General features: G+C 43.0%; 17 protein-coding genes and 1 other annotated feature. Of the genes, 6 read left to right on the plus strand and 11 right to left on the minus strand.

Features of this window, described 5'->3' with window-relative positions:
* Positions 1-85 precede the first annotated feature (85 nt).
* Both MKX62_RS01750 and trpS read left to right on the plus strand, forming a co-directional pair.
* Positions 86-430: a DUF3899 domain-containing protein gene (locus MKX62_RS01750; protein WP_067211888.1), complete on the plus strand. Its 345-nt coding sequence runs from the start codon at positions 86-88 to the stop codon at positions 428-430.
* 59 nt (positions 431-489) lie between these two features.
* Positions 490-744, plus strand: a binding site (T-box leader).
* Positions 745-994: 250 nt separating this feature from the next.
* Positions 995-1981, plus strand: a complete 987-nt coding sequence (trpS, locus tag MKX62_RS01755; RefSeq protein ID WP_187045527.1) for a tryptophan--tRNA ligase — start codon at positions 995-997, stop codon at positions 1979-1981.
* A gap of 763 nt (positions 1982-2744) precedes the next feature.
* Here trpS and fabF read toward each other — a convergent pair.
* On the minus strand, positions 2745-3980 hold the full coding sequence (gene fabF / locus MKX62_RS01760; protein WP_340740491.1) for a beta-ketoacyl-ACP synthase II: 1236 nt from the start codon (positions 3978-3980) through the stop codon (positions 2745-2747).
* Positions 3981-4059: 79 nt separating this feature from the next.
* On the minus strand, positions 4060-4992 hold the full coding sequence (locus MKX62_RS01765) for a beta-ketoacyl-ACP synthase III (protein ID WP_067211895.1): 933 nt from the start codon (positions 4990-4992) through the stop codon (positions 4060-4062).
* 186 nt (positions 4993-5178) lie between these two features.
* Here MKX62_RS01765 and MKX62_RS01770 point away from each other — a divergent pair, with 186 nt between their 5' ends.
* Positions 5179-5361 carry a DUF2929 family protein gene (locus MKX62_RS01770; RefSeq protein ID WP_067211898.1) on the plus strand — a complete coding sequence of 61 codons (183 nt, stop codon included), beginning with the start codon at positions 5179-5181 and terminating at the stop codon, positions 5359-5361.
* Positions 5362-6197: 836 nt separating this feature from the next.
* On the opposite strand, the gene MKX62_RS01775 is transcribed toward MKX62_RS01770, so the two are convergent.
* The 4 genes from MKX62_RS01775 to MKX62_RS01790 all read right to left on the minus strand — a co-directional run bounded on the left by MKX62_RS01775 (position 6198) and on the right by MKX62_RS01790 (position 10926).
* Positions 6198-8333: an ATP-dependent Clp protease ATP-binding subunit gene (locus tag MKX62_RS01775; RefSeq protein WP_340740492.1), complete on the minus strand. Its 2136-nt coding sequence runs from the start codon at positions 8331-8333 to the stop codon at positions 6198-6200.
* Between the two features lie 154 nt (positions 8334-8487).
* Complete coding sequence (gene rraA / locus MKX62_RS01780) at positions 8488-8970, minus strand: ribonuclease E activity regulator RraA (protein ID WP_340740493.1); 483 nt, start codon at positions 8968-8970, stop codon at positions 8488-8490.
* 825 nt (positions 8971-9795) lie between these two features.
* Positions 9796-10104 carry a metal-sulfur cluster assembly factor gene (locus tag MKX62_RS01785; protein WP_067211901.1) on the minus strand — a complete coding sequence of 103 codons (309 nt, stop codon included), beginning with the start codon at positions 10102-10104 and terminating at the stop codon, positions 9796-9798.
* Positions 10105-10158: 54 nt separating this feature from the next.
* Positions 10159-10926, minus strand: a complete 768-nt coding sequence (locus MKX62_RS01790; RefSeq protein WP_338655614.1) for a prolyl oligopeptidase family serine peptidase — start codon at positions 10924-10926, stop codon at positions 10159-10161.
* 135 nt (positions 10927-11061) lie between these two features.
* Between MKX62_RS01790 and MKX62_RS01795 the strand changes: the two genes are divergently transcribed.
* From MKX62_RS01795 to MKX62_RS01805, 3 genes are all read left to right on the plus strand, one after another.
* On the plus strand, positions 11062-11871 hold the full coding sequence (locus tag MKX62_RS01795) for a Cof-type HAD-IIB family hydrolase (RefSeq protein WP_340740494.1): 810 nt from the start codon (positions 11062-11064) through the stop codon (positions 11869-11871).
* A gap of 27 nt (positions 11872-11898) precedes the next feature.
* A complete protein-coding gene (locus tag MKX62_RS01800) occupies positions 11899-12756 on the plus strand; it encodes a DegV family protein (protein ID WP_067211908.1) in 858 nt (285 codons plus the stop codon).
* Between the two features lie 268 nt (positions 12757-13024).
* The gene (locus MKX62_RS01805) at positions 13025-14350 is read left to right on the plus strand and encodes a CoA-disulfide reductase (protein ID WP_340740495.1); all 1326 of its coding nucleotides are present in this window, start codon (positions 13025-13027) and stop codon (positions 14348-14350) included.
* 203 nt (positions 14351-14553) lie between these two features.
* Here MKX62_RS01805 and MKX62_RS01810 read toward each other — a convergent pair whose 3' ends face one another.
* The 5 genes from MKX62_RS01810 to MKX62_RS01830 form a co-directional block, all read right to left on the minus strand.
* Entirely contained in the window at positions 14554-16014 is a 1461-nt protein-coding gene (locus MKX62_RS01810; RefSeq protein WP_067211913.1) for an alpha-amylase family glycosyl hydrolase, read from the minus strand.
* Between the two features lie 1362 nt (positions 16015-17376).
* Positions 17377-17508, minus strand: coding sequence for a hypothetical protein (locus MKX62_RS01815; protein ID WP_257722487.1), 132 nt, complete (start codon positions 17506-17508; stop codon positions 17377-17379).
* Positions 17509-17562: 54 nt separating this feature from the next.
* Entirely contained in the window at positions 17563-17937 is a 375-nt protein-coding gene (locus MKX62_RS01820) for a YisL family protein (RefSeq protein WP_067211918.1), read from the minus strand.
* Between the two features lie 73 nt (positions 17938-18010).
* Positions 18011-18910: a fumarylacetoacetate hydrolase family protein gene (locus tag MKX62_RS01825; protein ID WP_067211921.1), complete on the minus strand. Its 900-nt coding sequence runs from the start codon at positions 18908-18910 to the stop codon at positions 18011-18013.
* A 43-nt stretch (positions 18911-18953) separates the two neighbouring features.
* Positions 18954-20150, minus strand: a complete 1197-nt coding sequence (locus tag MKX62_RS01830) for a DUF418 domain-containing protein (RefSeq protein ID WP_340740496.1) — start codon at positions 20148-20150, stop codon at positions 18954-18956.
* Positions 20151-20152: the final 2 nt, after the last annotated feature.

Here is a 20152-nt window from a genome sequence, read left to right on the forward strand (position 1 = left end):
AATTCATATTTTTTATTGATATACTTCTGTTATATTGATTTTTTCTTACCAATACTTTACTATTACTTTGGAACGGGGTGGAAATATGAAGAAAATAGTTAGGAATATTCTGATTGCACATGTAATAATTATTCTGCTTATTCTACTCTATTTTAAAGAGCTCACTTTACTCTCTTATATAAACGCATCTTTCATCGTTGGTGGCGTACTAACATTTCTTGGTCTGGTCTCTTTCGTTTTTTCAACCGGATTTTTCGATGTATTTACCGTTAGCATGAGAAAAGTAGTTACACCTAAACGTCGAATGGATGATGTTATGGCGATGCGGAAGCCTTCAGAAGTTTTTTCAGGAAACGTAAGTCCAATGCTCGGAAGCGGTACACTCATTCTTATTATGATGGGAATCGCGCTCCTTATTTTTTATATTTAAGGAGCAAGCCTATTGCATTTTTCCAGTGTAAGATTTATAATTATTAGAAACATTTAGAGCGAATGGCAATGACGGAAAAAAGTATTTCAGTATCAGTCTTTCAGAGAGCCTGTGGGTGGTGCAAACAGGTAGACTGAACCGAAAGAATGGGATCCCGAGCTTGATAAGCGAACCTTTTGAGCTAATTCAAAGTATATGGACTTTTTGAATTAGCCCTAAAGAAGCTCGTCACGTCCCCCGCGTTATGGGAATCAGAGTGGCCTTCGGGCAATTCGGGTGGTACCACGGTTGATCAAACATCAGTCGTCCCTTTTTTTACGGGGACGGCTGATGTTTTTTTGCGTCTACAGCATGTAGGTGTGCAACCATTGCCGGGGTCTGCAGGATGCTTATCATGTAGTCGGTACGACAGGACGTCGCGTTCTTAGACTACCTTCCGTTATCGGCGAACTTTGGTTGCCTTCCATCGTGGTGAACTTAAGCCGTCTTCCATCGGAGCTTTTTCATCATATTAGGTAGCCTTAACAATTTATTTTATCCATCAAACAGGAGGAGTTTTTCAAAATGAAAACCATTTTTTCAGGCGTACAGCCTACAGGAACAGTAACACTTGGCAACTACATCGGTGCCTTCCGTCAATTTACAGAGTTACAAAACGACTATCAATGCCTATTTTGTATTGTCGATCAGCATGCTATCACAGTTCAGCAAGATCCAGTGGAATTGGCAAAAACAATCCGTTCTCTTGCTGCAATCTATATTGCAAGTGGAATCGATCCAGAGAAAGCGGTATTGTTTATCCAATCAGAAGTCCCTGCACACGCGCAAGCAGGCTGGATGATGCAATGTATTGCTTATATCGGTGAACTTGAGCGTATGACGCAGTTCAAAGATAAATCAGATGGGAAAGAGGGCGTTTCTTCGGCGCTTCTGACATATCCACCACTTATGGCTGCTGACATCCTTCTATATAACACTAATATCGTCCCGGTTGGCGATGACCAAAAGCAGCATCTTGAATTGACGCGTGATCTAGCAGAGCGGTTCAATAAAAGGTTCGGCGGTATCTTGACGATTCCAGAAGTCAGAATTCCAAAGAATGGTGCACGCATTAAGTCACTCCAAGATCCGTTAAAGAAAATGAGTAAATCTGATCCTAATAAAAAAGGGACTATCTCGCTACTTGATACACCCAAAGAAATCGAGAAAAAGATTAAAAGCGCAGTAACAGATTCTGAAGGCATCGTGAAATACGACGTTGAAAATAAACCAGGTGTATCGAATCTATTGACAATTGAATCAGCGTTAAGTGATGTTTCAATTGAAGATCTTGTTGTGAAATATGATGGACTTGGATATGGCGCATTTAAAGCTGGCGTAGCCGAAGCCGTCATCAACCATCTATCACCTATCCAAGAGAGATACTACGAACTTTTGGATTCGCCTGTCCTAGATGAAATTTTGGATGAAGGCGCAGTGAAAGCAAATGCGATTGCAGCTGTCACTCTCGGGAAGATGGAAGTCGCGATGGGACTCGGACGTAGACGGTAAGAATAATCATGATTGTTGCTACGACGAATAACGCAAAATCTGCCGTATGTATTATAAAATAAATGATTTGATACCAGTCGTAGCCGAATGATCTGTAATTAAAATAAAAAATTATTTGTGAAACAGTAACAACAATTAGCCCATAACTAATTAGAAATAAAAATATGCGTGTCATTAGCATCGTCCTTTTGATTTTCTTTGATTATATGACAGCATGGCCCCCTTTTAGACGAAGGGGGCCATTTAATTTGAAAAGATAGTACTTTGAATGTGTCAGGATGGGTTGGCGCATTGCGGAACTCTGAGGACAAACTTCGGTACTGTGAGGGCTAATTACCAAACTGTCAGGGCAATCCAAGAAACTGTGATGGCATCGCGAAACTCTGAGGGCAAACTTCCATACTCTGAGGGCAAATCGCCAAACTGTCAGGGCAAGCCACGAAACTGGGAGCGCATCGCGAAACTCTGAGGGCAAACTTCCATACTCTGAGGGCAAATCGCCAAACTGTCAGGGCAAGCCATGAAACTGGGAGCGCATCGCGAAACTCTGAGGGCAAACTTCCATACTCTGAGGGCAAATCGCCAAACTGTCAGGGCAAGCCACGAAACTGTGAGCGCATCGCGAAACTCTGAGGGCAAACTTCCAGACTGGGAGGACAAATCGCCAAACTATCAGGGCAAGCCGCGAATCTTTCTGAACAAGCCCAAAACTACATAAACAAAAAGACGCCCCAGTAAACTGGAACGTCCTGCTAACTTAAACTTATACTTTTTTGAATACGAGTGATGCGTTATGTCCGCCGAAACCGAGTGAGTTGCTCATAGCGTACGTAATGTCCGCTTTGCGCGCACCTTCAGTTACGTAGTCAAGATCACATTCAGGATCTGGATTCACAAAATTCATTGTCGGTGGCAGGATTCCTTCTTGCAATGCCTTCACCGTGAAGATTGCTTCCAATCCGCCTGCTGCGCCGAGCAAATGGCCTGTCATTGATTTTGTTGAGCTCATCGTGAGTTTATATGCGTGCTCACCAAAAACTGTTTTCGCTGCCATTGTTTCGAATTGGTCATTATATGGCGTGCTCGTTCCGTGAGCATTAATATAATCGATTTTATCTGGATTGATACCACTTTGCTCAATCGCCTGTTGCATCGCGCGTGCGCCACCTTCGCCCCCAGGAGCTGGAGCTGTAATATGGTGCGCATCACCTGTTGCACCATAGCCGGTTAGTTCAGCGTAAATTTTCGCACCGCGTGCAATTGCATGCTCGTACTCTTCAAGGATTAAGATACCAGCTCCTTCTCCAATTACAAAACCGTCACGTTCTTTATCAAATGGACGTGATGCGGTTGCAGGGTCGGGGTTTAACGACAATGCTGTATTCGCACAAAAACCAGCAACTGCCATTGTTGTGATTGGCGCTTCTGCTCCGCCAGTAATCATAACGTCAGCATCACCGCGGCGAATAACTTCAAATGCATCTCCTATCGAGTTCGTGCCTGATGCACAAGCTGTTACGGTACAAGAGTTAATACCTTTTGCTCCGTGATAAATCGATACTTGGCCAGCTGCCATATCGGGAATCATCATTGGAACGAAAAATGGACTAACGCGTCGATAGCCTTTCTCTTGGAACGTTAGAAACTGTTGCTCATGCGTTTCCATACCACCGATGCCCGAACCAATCCAGACGCCCGTGCGAAGTGCTAAATCGCCTTCAAGTTCAAGATTTGCATCTTTCATTGCCATAATCGATGCCGCAAGTGCGTAATGCGTGAATCGATCCATTTTACGCGCGTCTTTACGAGAGATATATTGTTCTATATCAAAATCTTTCACTTCTGCTGCCACTTTTACAGGAAACTTATCACTGTCAAGTCTTGTTAGTGGTCCGATTCCAGATTTCCCTTCCAAGACCGCTTTCCAAGACTCCTCCGCTGAATTCCCGACTGGAGAAATTGCCCCTATACCTGTTACTACTACACGTTTTATTCCCATATGTGAAAACTTCCCTTCTATTCTATAAAGACTGACGCTTCTTGACACTTTTCATACACTACAAAAAATGTGTGCTTTTTTATTTTCCCCACTTAATGCATATTGCGCCCCAAGTGAGACCTCCGCCAAATCCAACCATGACAATAACGTCATCATCTTTCACTCTGCCTTCAGCTAGATCATCGACAAGTGAAATTGGAATGGACGCGGCAGATGTATTGCCATATTTATGGATTGTCTTGGACATTTTTTCTACTGGTAAACCTAGTCGTTCACGAGAAGATTCCATAATTCGTATATTCGCTTGGTGCGGAATAAGAAAATCGACGTCTTCCTTCATTAGACCCGCTTTTCTAATAACGCTTTCTGCGGATTCGCCCATCTGACGGACTGCGAATTTGAATACTTCACGGCCATTCATAACAAGTTTTTCATCCTGATAAAGGTGTTTGCCACCGCTACCGTCTGCACCGAGTTCGAATGACAGGATTCCCCGTCCTTCACTTACTTTTCCTATAATAGCTGCACCCGCTCCATCTCCGAAAAGAATGGCGGTATTGCGGTCTTCCCAATTGGTAATTTTAGATAATTTTTCAACTCCGACAACTAGTACATAATCATATGTGCCAGATTCGACGAACTGTTTCGCCGTTACGACGCCATACATGAACCCTGCACAAGCCGCTGAAATGTCCATAGCCGCCGCATTGGTTGCGCCGAGCTGTTGTTGAAGCATTGTCGACACTGAAGGAAAAGGTCGATCAGGTGTGACTGTAGCTACAAGAATAAGTCCGATTTCTTCTGGTTTGATCCCTGCGTTGTTGATCGCTTCCACTGCAGCGTTATATGCCATATGAGACGTATCCGTTGAATCGTCTGCGATGCGTCTTTCTTCGATGCCTGTCATTGTACGAATCCATTCATCCGATGTATCCAAACGCTTTTCAAGGTCAGCGTTCGTCAAAACGTGTGATGGTACGTATTTACCCATGCCGATAAATCCAGCAGTCATTCCGCATCCCCCGTTCTTTATCATCTATTATTAGTACCTGCTCTTAATCATAAAAGAAATGGGCTCACTTTTCAACCTGTTGACACTTTTTCGCCAAATAAAGTTCCGTTTGCATGGAAATTAGTTTCTCCAATGTAACCACTGTGATATGATTAAATATGAAATAGTAATGTAGAGGTGAATTCAATGAAATACGTAATGACATTTTTCTGGTCTTTCTGTTTAATCACTATGTTGAACTATGTTTCTGGAGCAATTGCTAACTTGCCATTTGACTTCATGCCAGGCGTATATGTTTCGCTTGTCGTTTCTGTAATCGTTATCTTACTGGCTGAATCTTTCCCAGAAGGCGAAATTGCAGATCATTAATCAACAAAAAACCATCTCCCTCGCTGGGGATGGTTTTTATATTGGATACTACTTGTGTTGATTAACCAAAAACAACCAGTAATTAACTGAATCAAACACTAAGCGCTTCGTGTACAGGTTGTTTGGATTGCTTTGAATTGAATGCCCTCTATACGATTACCGAGATGTCTTGATGTGTAGGGATGCGACTTTGTCGCATCCCTACACATTTTTTCGGTAATCGTATGGTGCTTATTCATCCGTCGCGCTCCAAATTCCTAAGTACACAAAGTACTAAAATTTTTCGGGACGAAAGAATAACGGGGCTTCTTATCTAGATAATAGCCGCCAAAGATACAATTTTGTCGGCTGAAGCCTTCTCCATAGTCTTGTCTTTTTTAGTTAAGAAAGAGTCACTTTCTTATAGTCCATCGCATGATAAGATGCATACCCTTTACTAAAGGTAAACAAGGAACACCTTGTACAAAGTACTAAAGTGCCCGAAATTGTATCTTCGGGCACTTACAACATGTATAAAAAGTCATCTATTCTTTTATTCTAAAGCAGCTGTATTTTTCACTTGACCGTTATAGGAACGCGATAGGAAACAATTCGCAACAGGGTTACTGAAAAGGGTGTGGCTAGGAATGACGAAGTCGTTTCTAGCCACACTTGCCCCTCGGTAAGGTTGTCGTGAATAATTCTCTGAAAGCGGATCGGGAATGATCCAGTGAAAATGGCGTTTTTTAAGCCTTTCTTACCTGCTCTTTATGTAAAAAAATAGTTAATCAATAGACGTGATTGGATACTATAGAAAAAGCCGCAGGAAGTTCAAACTTCCTGCGGCTTTTTCTATTTTAATCTGTTTGAATAACTAATTTCCCGTTTTCCATAGCTAGAACGAGTTTATCATTTAGTTTAAGATCGCCTTTAATAATTTCTTTTGCAACCATCGTTTCAACATGTCGTTGGATAAAGCGTTTCAATGGACGAGCTCCGAAATCAGCATCTGTTCCTTCATTGACAATCCAATCGAGCACATCTTCACTATATTCCATACTGATTTCTTGTCCACGTAATCGTTTAACTAGGTCTTCAATCATTTTACGTGCAATCTTGCGGAATGAATCGCCTGTCAGTGAATGGAAAATAATGATGTCATCCATTCGATTTAATAGCTCCGGTTTGAAATGATTTTTTAATTCGGCCATGACTAGATCTTCTGCTGCATGGTTTTCTGTATCGTCTAGTCCATGAAGCAAGTAGGCAGAGCCGATATTCGAAGTCATAATGACGACAGTATTGGTAAAGTTGACGAGTCTGCCTTGGCTATCTGTGATTCGGCCATCATCTAATACTTGCAATAAAATGTTTGCGACATCCGGATGCGCTTTCTCGATTTCATCTAACAGCACCACTGAATACGGATTGCGTCGTACTGCTTCCGTCAATTGACCACCTTCTTCGTAACCGATGTAGCCTGGAGGTGCGCCAACAAGCCGCGATATACTATGCTTCTCCATATATTCCGACATGTCGATGCGGATGAAATGATCTTCCGAATCAAACAATGTCGCAGCGAGCGTTTTCGCCAGCTCTGTCTTCCCGACCCCAGTTGGTCCCAAAAATAGGAATGAGCCGATTGGTTTGTCTGGATCTTTAATGCCCGCACGTGCGCGCCACACGGCTTCCGTCACAAGTTGTACAGCATCATCCTGCCCAATTACACGCTCTTCAAGTGTTTCACGCAGACGAAGTAGTTTTTCACGTTCACCTTCAACAAGTTTCGTTACCGGAATACCCGTCCAACGCGCGACAATTGTCGCAATTTCTTCTTCCGTCACTTCTTCACGGAGCAGTCGATTTTCCTGTCCCTCTACAAGCGCGGCCTCAAGTTCATGCAACTCCTCCTCTAGATTCGGGATTTTCCCATAAGTAAGTTCTGCAGCTTTATTCAAGTCAAACCGATTTTCAGCTTCTTCCAGTTCACGTCGGAAACGGTCTAGCTTTTCTCGCTTATCCTGGATTCCACGCAATGTTTCTTTTTCAGAATCCCATTGCTCCCGCATGCCTGCAGACGATTCTTTCAGCTCTGTCAGTTCATCACGAAGTACTTCAAGACGATTTTTACTGACCGCGTCTTTTTCTTTACGTAACGCTTGCTCTTCAATTTCAAGCTGCATAATCCGGCGTGTCACCGCATCCAATTCGGATGGCATTGAATCGATTTCAGTCCGTATCATCGCGCTCGCTTCATCTATTAAGTCAATTGCTTTATCCGGCAAGAAACGCTCTGTTAAATAGCGGTCTGATAATGTTGCCGCCGCAACAATTGCACGGTCATGGATGCGCACACCATGGTGAAGTTCATAGCGTTCTTTCAATCCCCGTAAAATCGACACTGTATCCTCGACGGACGGTTCACGCACGAGTACTTGCTGGAAACGGCGTTCAAGCGCAGGATCTTTTTCGATATATAACCGGTACTCGTCAAGTGTCGTTGCTCCGATACAGTATAATTCACCGCGTGCTAGCATTGGTTTCAGCATGTTGCCAGCGTCCATTGCGCCTTCAGTTTTCCCCGCGCCGACAATTGTATGGATTTCATCAATGAATAGAATGATCTCCCCTGCACTATCTTTCACCTGTTTCAGTACGCCTTTTAAACGCTCTTCAAATTCACCACGGTATTTTGCACCCGCGATAAGTGAACTCATATCAAGTTCAAAAATTTGGCGATCTTTCAATCCTTCTGGCACATCGCCCTTCACAATTCGTTGCGCAAGTCCTTCAACGATTGCCGTCTTGCCGACACCCGGTTCCCCGATTAAAACAGGATTATTTTTAGTCTTTCTTGATAAAATCCGAATGACGTTACGTATTTCCTCATCACGACCAATAACAGGATCCATTTTCCCTTTTTTAACTTCTTCAACGAGATTCCGTCCAAATTGTTCAAGAGGTGTACGCTGGTCTTCTTGCTGTCCGTCCATTCGCATATACATCCGCCTTTCTATAAGTCAACGTCTGACTTTGACTATCTTTGATTAATTAAATTATAAGATGAATTTGATGGAAAGTAAAGCGATTTGCACGGCGATTAATGATGAAACTAGACCCCGCAAAGAACCCCCTTAGGGATTGTCATTAGCCGAAAAGATTACGAGCAGCTACGACTACGCCGTCTTCATCCGCATAAACATAGTGATTGGGATTCCACTCTACATCTCCGAAATTCAGCTTACAACCCTGTTCCCCTTTCCCTTCTTTTATACTCTTCTTCGGATTACTGCCCAGTGCCAGCACACCGATATTTTGTTCGATCAATTCTGCCGTATCACGGACACAACCGTAGATAATAATGCCGGCGAGTTTACGGGTTTCAGCAATAACACCTAAATTGCCGCCCATTAACGCACATCTTTTTGAACCTCCGCCATCGACAACAAGAACACTACCTTCCTGAATAGTTTGCAGTGCTTCTTTCACAAGAACGTTATCCTCAAATACTTTCACAGTATAAATTGGGCCTGAGAATCGTTTGTTTTTTCCATACGATTTAAACACCGTTGAACACACTTGCAATTCGTTTGAAAAATCATCACATACATCCGCAGTTTTAATCGACATTTGAACACTCTCCCTTATTGGAATTCTTTCTCATATCTATACCATTCGACATTATTTCGATATTCCTTTTTAAGTGAGAAATATCACGTCAGTTGTTTAACCATTTTTGACATGAAGCACCTGTTTTGAATAGTATAAAATTCTACATTTGCAGTTGTACATTTTCGGCTCACTTTTGAGAAAATACTATAAGAGAGGCCACTGAAAAACGTATATTTTTAAATCCATGTCAAAATATTAACGTGAATCAAATACTATGATTTGGTGCGTGGTTTTTAGACCGCTTGGCGCTTTGGGGATGCCTCTCGCCACGAGCCAGGATTAACGCTGCGCATCCAGTCTCATAGCTTCGGCTACCCCTTTGCCGCGCCGGCGCTGGAGTGTACATTATTGAAAGTGATTTTGAGATGTATAGACTGAGATTATTATGTAATTACTATTCGATACTAATTTCATTGAAGAAAGACACTCTACGAGCTGCAGGTCTTATCCCCGACAATGCAATGTGCTTTCTACATAGACCATCCAGCGCAAGCGCGACTTCGTGGTAGCCGGAGCGATAAGACTGAAAGCGGTCTCCTTTCTGGCTTATCGAAGGAGGCATCCACAAAGCGCAGAAGCGGTATTAGCAGGACTTCTGAATCTATCCATTATAATGGAATAATCACTATTCTCCTCTGCAATTATAGATAACGAAATGCGCTTTCTCGCATAGACTATCCAGCGAAGGCGCGGCTTCGCGGTAGCGGGAGTGGAGATTACCCGTAAAAACCACAAAAAAACCGCACAACTTATCTCTAAGTCACACGGCCTAATTGTTTTCTATTATCTTACGCCTAACGCTATTTTAGCATAACGAGACATATTATCTCTTGACCATGGTGGACTCCAAATGATATTAACATCTACGTTTTTCACTTCTGGAAGTTCCATCAGTTCTTGTGTAACGTTAGCAACGATTTGTGGTCCCATTGGACAACCCATCGATGTTAGTGTCATTGTCACTTTTGACGTGCCTTCTTCGTCCAGCTCTACATCATAAACTAGACCTAAGTTGACGATATCGACTCCAAGTTCCGGGTCAATTACGTTTTCAAGTGCCCCCATCATGCTATCTTTCATATCCTGGCTCATCTTCATCCCTCATTCCTTGTTTTTACTAGCTTCATCATAGCAGAGTTCGGCTGTTCATTTCAAATGGCAGGCAAGCCAATCAGCCGCCTGAAGCATTCCAGCTCTAGAAACGGCATGCCCCGAGGTAGCGCTTGAAACAAATTCAATTCGCTCCGGTTCAGTAGCATACTCCTTCTTGATGGCCTGATAGAAGTTGTGTGTCGGTTCGTATGGCACAACCGCATCCTGCTTACCATGCCAAAAGTAGACAGGTCTATTGTTCAATGCCGATGGATGTTTCGTTAAATCAAACGTAGATAATGTGGCGAGTAATTTTTTCTTTTCATCTTCAGTAACAGGCAATGTAAAACCGCGACGTTCGAACTCAGACATTTGTGCTTTCGCTAACTGGACAAAGCCTGGAGCTCCCATCATAACAGCGGCAGCATCGACCCAATCATAGACAGCAAGACAGCCGAGCGTCGTAATGCCACCCATCGATGTGCCTCCTAAACCAATTTTACCTGTAGTAAGAAGTCCGCGTTGCACGAGCTCTTCACGAATGACACTCACTTCTTCAATTGACGTCAAAACGATTTCCCAAAAACGTAGACTCAGTTGGACTTCATCAAGATTATCTTCCCGAGCACCGTGTAGATGCGCGTCAGGTAAGAGAACTCGTATACCTTTCTTCGCCATATTATAGGCATAATGCAAATTATGTTCTTTCGCACTCATGAATCCATGAATAAAAATAACAACTGGAACTTGTTTGTCTTTAAACTCATCCTCAACTATATGTAATAAGGGGATATCGCCCCATAACTCTTCAGTAACATTCATTGAAATCACACCTTTTCCTTTTCACTTGAGCGTACCAAAGTTTTTCTAAAAAAACAAAAGGCACGATTTCATGACTGGATTTTTTGACTTGATTCATATGTTAACGATAGACTATTTATAGAAGGAGGCGTTTTTTTGAAGCCACATTTAATCGTCCTCGATCTTGATGGGACATTACTTACAGACGAAAAAGTAATTTCAGATAAAACCAAGCTTACATTGAAAAAGGCAGAAGAAAAAGGTCATCACATTATGATTGCGACCGGAAGACCATACCGAGCAAGCGAAGTGTATTACCGTCAACTCGGGCTTAAAACACCGATTGTCAACTTCAACGGTGCGTTCGTTCATCATCCTGATAATCGTTCTTGGAAAACAATCCATGAAACGATCTCTCTTCCCGTGGTGAAAGATGTCATTGATGCTATGCAGCAATTTACATTCCATAATATTGTTGCAGAAGTGATGGATGATGTATACATGCACCATCACGATGAAAAACTGCTCGACATTTTTGGATTTGGTGAGCCTAAAATAACGCAGGGAGACATTCGTGAATTTTTGCAAGTCGATCCTACAAGTTTACTGATCCATGCACCTGACGATAAAGTTGATGCAATCAGACGCCATCTTGGTGATGTACACGCGGAAGTCATTGATCATCGTCAATGGGGAGCACCGTGGAAAGTCATTGAAATCGTTCGGCATGGCTTGAATAAGGCTGTCGGACTTTCACACGTCTCGAAGTGGATGGATATTCCAAAAGATCGAATTATTGCTTTTGGTGACGAAGACAACGACCTTGAAATGATAGACTATGCCGGCATCGGAGTGGCAATGGGAAATGGAATTGACAGATTGAAATCAATTGCGAATGAAGTGACAGACACGAATAATGAGGATGGCATTGCACGAGTGCTCCGCGAAAGGTTACACTTGGTATAACTACAATTATCCAACGGAGGGGTCTATATGAAAATATTTGCGGACAGTGCCAGTGATTTACCAAAGTCATTTTTCGAAGACAACGATGTAACGCTCTTCCCATTACGCGTCCTCATCGATGACAAAGAGTACGACGATATAATGACGATCGATTCAAAAGAAGTCTACCAAGCAATTCGCAACGGCAAGCAACCTAAAACATCACAAGTATCACCTGAACTGTTCCTTCGAAAGTGGAAGGAACTCGCATCATCAGGTGAAAGTGGGATTTACATCGCTTTTTCTTCAGAGTTATCCGGTACATTTGACACCGCAATCATGACCGGAGACCAAGCAAAAGAAACGAATCCAAAAATGAACCTTATTATTATCGATTCAAGATGCGCTTCGCTTGGTTACGGTCTTCTTGTAAAAGAAGCAGTTCGGCTACGCGATGCGGGAGAAGACGATGTTCGAACGATTGAGCGTAAAATCCGATACATGGCGGCACATATGGAGCACCTCTTCACCGTGCAAGACCTTGATTATATGGCACGCGGCGGTCGCGTATCTAAAACGAGTGCATTCATCGGCGGGCTGCTCAACATTAAGCCATTACTCCATGTCGAAAACGGCAAACTCGTTCCTATCGAAAAGCACCGTGGCCGCAAAAAAGTATTGCGCCGTATGGCTGATCTTATGGCGGAGCGCGGCGATAATTTAGCTGAACAGACGATTGCAATTTGCCATAGCGACGACGAAGGAATAGCACTCGAATTAAAAGCCATAATAGAAGAGTTATTTCATCCAAAAAATATCGAAATCCATATGATTGGCTCTGTTATCGGTGCACATGTTGGTCCTGGTACAGTAGGCGTCTTTTTCCTGAATAAATTTAATCAGTAACTTCACTCAACAGAAGTCTTCCCCTTCTGTTGAATGAAGGAAGGCAACCTAAGTCCGCCGCGTCCTGCGGCAACGGTTGCATGACCTACCTTCTGTAGGCCCGCGGATGTCACAGATTTTGAAGGAAGTTAATTGAGCAAGCTCGGGCCTGCGTGATGCAGGTCAGTTGGCCATTGTCGCAAGGATGCGACGTTCTTTGGCTAACTTCATTACTTAAATCTGGACGCAAATACGCCAAGGCGAATTTGATTTAAAGGAGGATTTGTTGATGAAAATACTCATTGTCGGTGCAATCGCGGGTGGTTCCACTGTCGCCGCACAAATTAGACGCGCAGTTCCAGATTCTGAAATCATATTATTTGGACGTGATCCGGTACTTGGCTATGGGACATGCGGTATGCCATATGTCATCGGAGGATTAATTGAAGATAAATGGCAGCTAGTCGGCTCGTCTCCCGAAAAGTTCAGCGAGCAACGAGATATAACCGTCAAGTTAGGGCATGATGTACTGGCCATTAATCGGGAACAGAAAACGGTTGAAGTACGTAATATGGAAACAGATCATGTCTTTACAGAATCCTACGACAAACTTATTTTATCGCCCGGCGGAATCGCCCGTATACCTGACTTAAAAGGTCTCGGTGATTTGCCATTATTTACGCTGAAGAGCTTCGGGGATATGGAACAAATCATCGACTATATAGAGCGTGAAAAACCGAAGTCGTGCGCTGTTATTGGAGGCGGATTCATCGGGATTGAACTTATTGAGAACTTCATCCATAGAGGCTTACAAACGGCTCTTATTGATCGCAATGAACGCGTCATGACATTAATGGATCCTGAAATTTCACAAGTGCTTGGCAAGGAAATGCAAGATAATAAGGTCGACTTCTACTTTGAAGATGCCATCGAACGCATTGAAGGCAAGCGCTTGATTATGAAAAATGGGATGAACTTTGACGTTGACTTTATCGCGTCCAGTATTGGAATCGATCTTGATACGCAACTCGCGATTGAAGCTGATTTACATATCGGGCCGACGAAAGGGATCGTCGTCAACAGCTATATGCAGACAAATGATCCTGACATTTATGCAATTGGTGACGCGGCAGAATGCAAAGACTGGTTCACCGGTAAACCGAAAAACGTGAAACTCGCTTGGCCAGCGCATAGGCAATCATTCATCGTCGCACGCCATCTGGCCGGCAATCCAATCGAAATGAATGGGCTCCTCGGCACGACGATTACAAAATTGTTTGCACTGACTGCAGCTATGACAGGCCATTCGGCGAAAAGTTTAACAGATGAAGGTATCAAGTTTGGCACGGCAGTCTATGAAGGCCGAACGAATGCAGGCTATTACCCTGACCATGGGCGGATTTTACTGCGTGTTCATTATGATGAACAATCCCGGCTCATCTTGGGTGCACAAGCGGTCGGTGACAAAGGAGTCGACAAACGAATTGACGTCATTGCAACCGCAATCATGGGCAAAATGACTGTCGATGACCTTGCAGCCCTTGAACTCGGCTACTCCCCACCCTATTCATCGCCGAAAGATCCCGTAAATATGATTGGTTATAAAGCGCGATAACAAGAAAAGCGTAAGGCGCCGTTTAGCCCCGAAAAGCGCTGGCCGACTAAATTCGCCACGTCCTGTGGCAACGTCGGCACTAGTACGTCCTGTATGTCGAAGGGCTTGACGACAAAGGCGCTCTTTGCCTTTTCGGCAAGACTGAAGCTAGACATCAAAAAACACCAGCATCGGCAACTTTGCCGATGCTGGTGTTTTCTGTCTTACTTCGCCTTCGTTTCAGCTTTTCTATCTTTTCTGCCTTGACGTCCTTTTCTCCAAGCCATGAATAGGAATCCAAAGAACAGGACATAGATTAAAATTGATGCGATTAGATAAGGCGTATTGAATCCTTTGTCTTCATCAGCGATATAAATCTCTGCAACTTCACGTTCTAGTACGACGCGGTAAATTCCATCCTTACCTTCCCTTACCGAATCACCATCAAGTAGACCACGTAATTTTTTATTGTCCCCGATTACTTCTTTCGGAATTTCTACATTGGCTGTCTCAGTCGTATTATTAAGTGCAACAATCCATGTCTCTTTATCATTTGAAAGCTTATACACTGTAAATCCATTCTCATTGTGTAACATCTCAAAGTCACCGTTACGGAAAGCTTCTGATTGGTTGCGCAACTGGTTAAGGTCACCGATATGGTCAATTAACTCCTCATCGATCTTGAAATTCATGATCTGATGACTTTCAGGAGCAGATTCTCCATTTACCGCAATTTCGGTACCATAAGGCATAATCGGTACGCCTGGCATTGAAAATAGTGCCGTAATGGCTAGCTTCCACCGTGTCGGCGGGAACATTCTTGCTTCCACGATATCGTATGTAAAACGTGGTCCTGTTAATTCATCGAACTGGATTAATTCCTTTTCGGTTGCATTTGACACTATCGATAGCGGTGAAGAATCTACGTCATATTTAACGAATGAATTTCTCATTGCGTTCATTTTTTCGTTATTCGGAGCAGAATCGAAGTCAGCGTCACTTTCTTCATTCGTCAGTACATATGCTTTTGGTTTAACCGTTTTTACAGCTTGAATGATTTCATTCAAAAACGCCGTATCGATTTTATCAATCTTCGTTAAACGGATTCCATCCAACTTATACGTTTCCATGAAATCAACGATGGCTTCCTTCAATGCTTTTTGTGTTGCTGCATCCGAAGTATCCCAATCGATTGTTCCGTCAGCAATAGGAAGTGCTTTGACAGTTCCCTCTTTTGCCCAAACATGATTCGAACTCACTCCCGCAAGTGGGAAGTCAGCAATCACGGACATATCCTGCTTATGAATTGCTTTAATCATCTTGCTAAATTCTTCTGAAGTCCCAAAATGCGGGTCAAGTTTCGCATAATCAAGCACTTTACTTCCATCATACGTTTCCGTTTCAAAGACGGGTCCAAGTGAAATAAGCGTGAAGCCCATTCGGACAATATGCTCAAGTCTCGTAGCGACACCTGTGAAGTCTCCTCCACTGAATGCCGTCAAATCTTTCGTATTTACGTCAAAGTCGTTCTTGCCATCGGCGTTATTAAACCGGTCCACAAGCAAATCATATATACTTTCATCCTCTATTGTTCTTTCCGTTTCTGCAAACACCCCTGCTGGAGATAGGGTAGATACCAGTAATAGAAAAGTTGCAATAAGTCCAAACCATTTATTCGCTTTCACAAAATTGCCTCCTCAATACGAGCTGTCACTCGTCATTTTACCAAACGCCGCCACATGTCGCCATTGTTTACGCCAAAAACCTCATCCTTCCCAATGAAATAGGTCGATATTGTGAATAAGGAAAAGCGCAAGGTGCCGTTTAGCCCCGAAAAGCGCTGGCCGACTAAATTCGCCACGTCCTGTGGCAACGTCGGCACTAGTACGTCCTGTACGTCGAAAGGCTTGATGATAAAGGCGCCCTTTGCCTTTTCAACAAGACTGAATTTAAAGGAAGGCAGTCTAAAGTCGCGACGTCCTGTCGCACCGACTGCATGCCCCACTTCGTGTGGGACCAGGGGCTGGCACCTGAAGTCTAGACAGCAACCTAAATTGAATAAGCTTATACATTATTAACTTTTCACGTCTGTTTTATTAACCATTTACTTGCGTATAAAGCAGGTAAATGGTTAATATCCATTTTTACTGGGTCATTTGCGGTTCGCTTTCGGCGAAATAATCACGACACATTTTCCGAGAGGCATGTGTGGCTAGAAGTGACGGAGTCACTTCTAGCCACACTTTTTTCGGTCATTCTGTTGTGAATAGTTGCCTATCGCGTACCTTCAATGTTCAAGTGAAAAATGCAGTTATGTTTGAATGAAAAAAATAGATGACTTTTTATAGAGATTGTAAGTGCCCGTAGATGCAATTTCGGGCACTCTTGCACTTTGTACAATGCGTTCCTTGCTTACTTCTAGAAAATATTATGTATGTAATCATGTTATAGTTTGTAGAAAGTAACACTTCTTTACTAGTAAAAAAAGAGAAAACCCTAAAGAAAGTTTCAACTAGGTAGATGCCCCTCTATTCTTTCGTACAAAAAAGCTTTTGCACTTTGTGTGAGGCCACTGAAAAAGTTCTTTTTATAGTAAGAAATAGTTGATTGTAGTGGAGAGCGGCGACTCCAGCGGGAACAGCGCGAGCTGAAGACCCCGCAGGAACGCAGTGACGAGGAGGCTGAAGCCGTGCCCGCGGAAAGCGTCCGCTCGGAACGGAAATCAACGGGATTGAAGGAAATTGGACTTTTTCAGTGGCCTCCTTTGTGTACTAATGCATTTGGAGCGCGACGGATGAATAAGCACCATACGATTACCGAAAAAATGTGTAGGGATGCGACGAAGTCGCATCCCTACACATCAAGACATCTCGGTAATCGTATAGAGGTAGTTCAATCCAAAGCAATCCAAATATACTGCACACGAAGCGCCTAGTGTTTGATTAAGTTATTTACTAGTTGTTTGGTTAATCAACACATGTGTTATCTTTTATGTCTGGTCTCAAAACAATAAAAAACACCCGCCAGCACAATCGCCAGCAGGTGTCTCATTCATCAAACAGTTCATCGTCATCAGTAGATGACCGCTTTTTGCGGGAAAACAGGATGACGGAAACAGCAAAGAACGCCATTAACATCAAAACAACGACAAGTAATATCGGTCCGATACTAGATCCCATCTCCATCCCCCGTTTGCGTAAACAACGCATTTTCAGTAATCATTCCCGTAAAGATTAAGCGAACCAAGTAATGCCAAATGGCAATTTAAATCCTAGGAACATCGTCGCCAATACGAAGACGAAAAATAGGATCCATACTACTTTGACACTCTTATTCTTCGCAGAACGGACGAGTACCATTTCCATCATACCAATTGTCAGAAGACCCAATAAGAATTTGACGCCATACAACGCGCCATCAAGCGATGAATATTCAAAGAATAGCGCCGCGCCTGTAATTACAATCAGCACGTAGAATAGACGTGCAATCATATGAAGAATCTTTCTGCCTTTTGACTCTGTGTCCATACTTGCAGCAACAAGGAATAAAATAATTCCAACAACCCATGTGAAAATATGAAGATGTGTAGCGTTTGTTAATACGTCCAAATTAGTCACCTCATTTAATTAGTAATACTAAATAATCGTATCACAATTGACTAATTCGCAAAAGGGAAACTGCTCAAACAAACTTATTTACGAGAGTTCCGATGCTTTCAATGGACACTTTTACAGTATCGCCTTGTTTTAAAAATGTCGGAGGTGTCATGCCTTTACCGACGCCAGCAGGTGTACCCGTCAAAATGACATCGCCTGGTTCAAGTGTCACATAACGTGATATTTCAGCAATCAGTTCGTCGATTTTGAAAATCATCGACGCTGTATTGCCATTTTGTCTCACTTCATCGTTCACTTTTGTCACAACTGATAAATTATGTGGATTCGGTATTTCATTTTTCGTCACAATATAAGGTCCCATTGGACACGATCCATCGAGACTTTTTCCTAAGAAGAACTGGCCATGTGCCGCTTGCACGTCACGCGCCGTCACATCGTTTGCAATGGTGTAACCGAAAATATAATCATAGGCCAATTGTTTCGGGATATTACGTCCTCCCTTGCTAATGACAACCGCAAGTTCTCCTTCATAATCAAGGCTATCCGTCACATCGGCATGGACTGAAACGTCTTGTTCATCCGCTGCAATAGCGGTTGGTGATTTCGTGAAAATCATCAACTTTTCAGGTGGTGCATCTGCGCCCATTTCCGCCGCATGGTCAGCGTAGTTTTTGCCTACACATAGGATATTTTTAGGTGTTCTCGGAATTGGCGAAAGCCATTCTATAGCAGTGAATGCATATTTGAATCGGTCCGAATTCTCATCCGACCGCGCCTGTTCAGCAAGTTTCCGTACTTTTTCAACGAAATCCAGACCAGATGCAATACCTTCCGTGATTGTTTGTGGAAAATCAGTATCCTCAAATGCTTCTGCAATCGCTAACATATCCCATACTGCATCTTCCTTCTTCACTTTAGGTCCAAATAACGTCCTGCCTTCGTAACGGAACGATAATAATTTCATCTGTCAGCCCATCCCTTCATTAGTAAAACCCTTATTCTGATTACTACGACAAAGGCCGATCCTTTTCCTCTTTATTCGGCAAATTCTTTCCGTATGTTCCTTTGCGCCACAACCACTCTAATGGACCCATGCGGAATTTCGACAGCCAAAGTTCAGCAATTAGAACTTGAATGATGAACACACCAACTGCAATACCCACTCCCGTTGCCAAGTCTACTTTGCCATACATGCCAAAACCGTAGGCGTAAAAAATAATTGTCGCCACAATCGATTGCGTAATATACGTCGTCAACGACATCCTACCTACTTTTGAAATAGGACGGAATATCGCGCGGAAAAATGGTAGTTGATAGAGTAAGAGCAACAAACCTATATAACCAATTGCTAAAACAGGACCGCCGAATTGCTCTTGCAATACAAGTGCATCCATTGAAGGACCACTAGTATGTGGTATAGCTTTCATCCATATGCCCGCAGCAAGTGAAACAACAGTCACGACTGCGATGCCCACTTTCAATTCCGCGGCGCGCTCAATTACTTTCCATTTAGACAACCCTGCCCCAATCATAATGAGTGGCAATACGACGAAGATACCCAGTAACGAACTCGTCAATCCCAAAGTTAGCCATTCAGTAAAACGGAAGCTAAAGATTTCGCCATAACTACCGTAGGCATACGCTTCAAGCGAGCGTTCAATTTGATGAATATCTGCGTAGCCTTCCATTATTGCATTCGAATCCAATTTATTGAGAAAATAAGTGATTCCATAAATGATTCCCGAAGGCACAATATAGACGAAAGCAGCAATCGGTAACATCCACTTCTTCGGAATCCTAACACACGCAATCATCATAAAGCCCATTAACGCGTATGTGAACAAAATGTCACCCATCCAGATGAACAATACATGAAGCAAACCGAAGACGAGCAAAACGCCCATACGACGTGCCATAACTGGCGCAAATGACATCTTATTTGCAATTGATTTTTCATATTGCATATTTAAACCATAACCGAACAGCATGGCGAAAATTGGGTAAAAACTCGCTTCTACGAAGATATCAACCCATTTAAAGACCGCCATATCACTCGATGCACTAAACCATGAATACGGATCCATATACAAATACGGTGAATGGAATACGAGCATATTCGCGATGAATATCCCGAGTAATGCAAACCCGCGCAGCATATCGAGCGCCTCAATACGATTTCCAAGCGTTGTTGGTGTTAATTTCAATT

The sequence above is a fragment of the Sporosarcina sp. FSL K6-5500 genome, from assembly GCF_038005665.1.
Classification (GTDB): domain Bacteria; phylum Bacillota; class Bacilli; order Bacillales_A; family Planococcaceae; genus Sporosarcina; species Sporosarcina psychrophila.

Excerpts from the sequence above, each read along its gene's own strand:
- MKX62_RS01750 (WP_067211888.1), top strand. The coding sequence starts at position 86 with ATGAAGAAAATAGTTAGGAATATTCTGATTGCACATGTAATAATTATT.
- trpS (WP_187045527.1), top strand. The coding sequence starts at position 995 with ATGAAAACCATTTTTTCAGGCGTACAGCCTACAGGAACAGTAACACTT.
- fabF (WP_340740491.1), bottom strand. The coding sequence starts at position 3,980 with ATGGGAATAAAACGTGTAGTAGTAACAGGTATAGGGGCAATTTCTCCA.
- MKX62_RS01765 (WP_067211895.1), bottom strand. The coding sequence starts at position 4,992 with ATGACTGCTGGATTTATCGGCATGGGTAAATACGTACCATCACACGTT.
- MKX62_RS01770 (WP_067211898.1), top strand. The coding sequence starts at position 5,179 with ATGAAATACGTAATGACATTTTTCTGGTCTTTCTGTTTAATCACTATG.
- MKX62_RS01775 (WP_340740492.1), bottom strand. The coding sequence starts at position 8,333 with ATGGACGGACAGCAAGAAGACCAGCGTACACCTCTTGAACAATTTGGA.
- rraA (WP_340740493.1), bottom strand. The coding sequence starts at position 8,970 with ATGTCGATTAAAACTGCGGATGTATGTGATGATTTTTCAAACGAATTG.
- MKX62_RS01785 (WP_067211901.1), bottom strand. The coding sequence starts at position 10,104 with ATGAGCCAGGATATGAAAGATAGCATGATGGGGGCACTTGAAAACGTA.
- MKX62_RS01790 (WP_338655614.1), bottom strand. The coding sequence starts at position 10,926 with ATGAATGTTACTGAAGAGTTATGGGGCGATATCCCCTTATTACATATA.
- MKX62_RS01800 (WP_067211908.1), top strand. The coding sequence starts at position 11,899 with ATGAAAATATTTGCGGACAGTGCCAGTGATTTACCAAAGTCATTTTTC.
- MKX62_RS01805 (WP_340740495.1), top strand. The coding sequence starts at position 13,025 with ATGAAAATACTCATTGTCGGTGCAATCGCGGGTGGTTCCACTGTCGCC.
- MKX62_RS01815 (WP_257722487.1), bottom strand. The coding sequence starts at position 17,508 with ATGGGATCTAGTATCGGACCGATATTACTTGTCGTTGTTTTGATGTTA.
- MKX62_RS01825 (WP_067211921.1), bottom strand. The coding sequence starts at position 18,910 with ATGAAATTATTATCGTTCCGTTACGAAGGCAGGACGTTATTTGGACCT.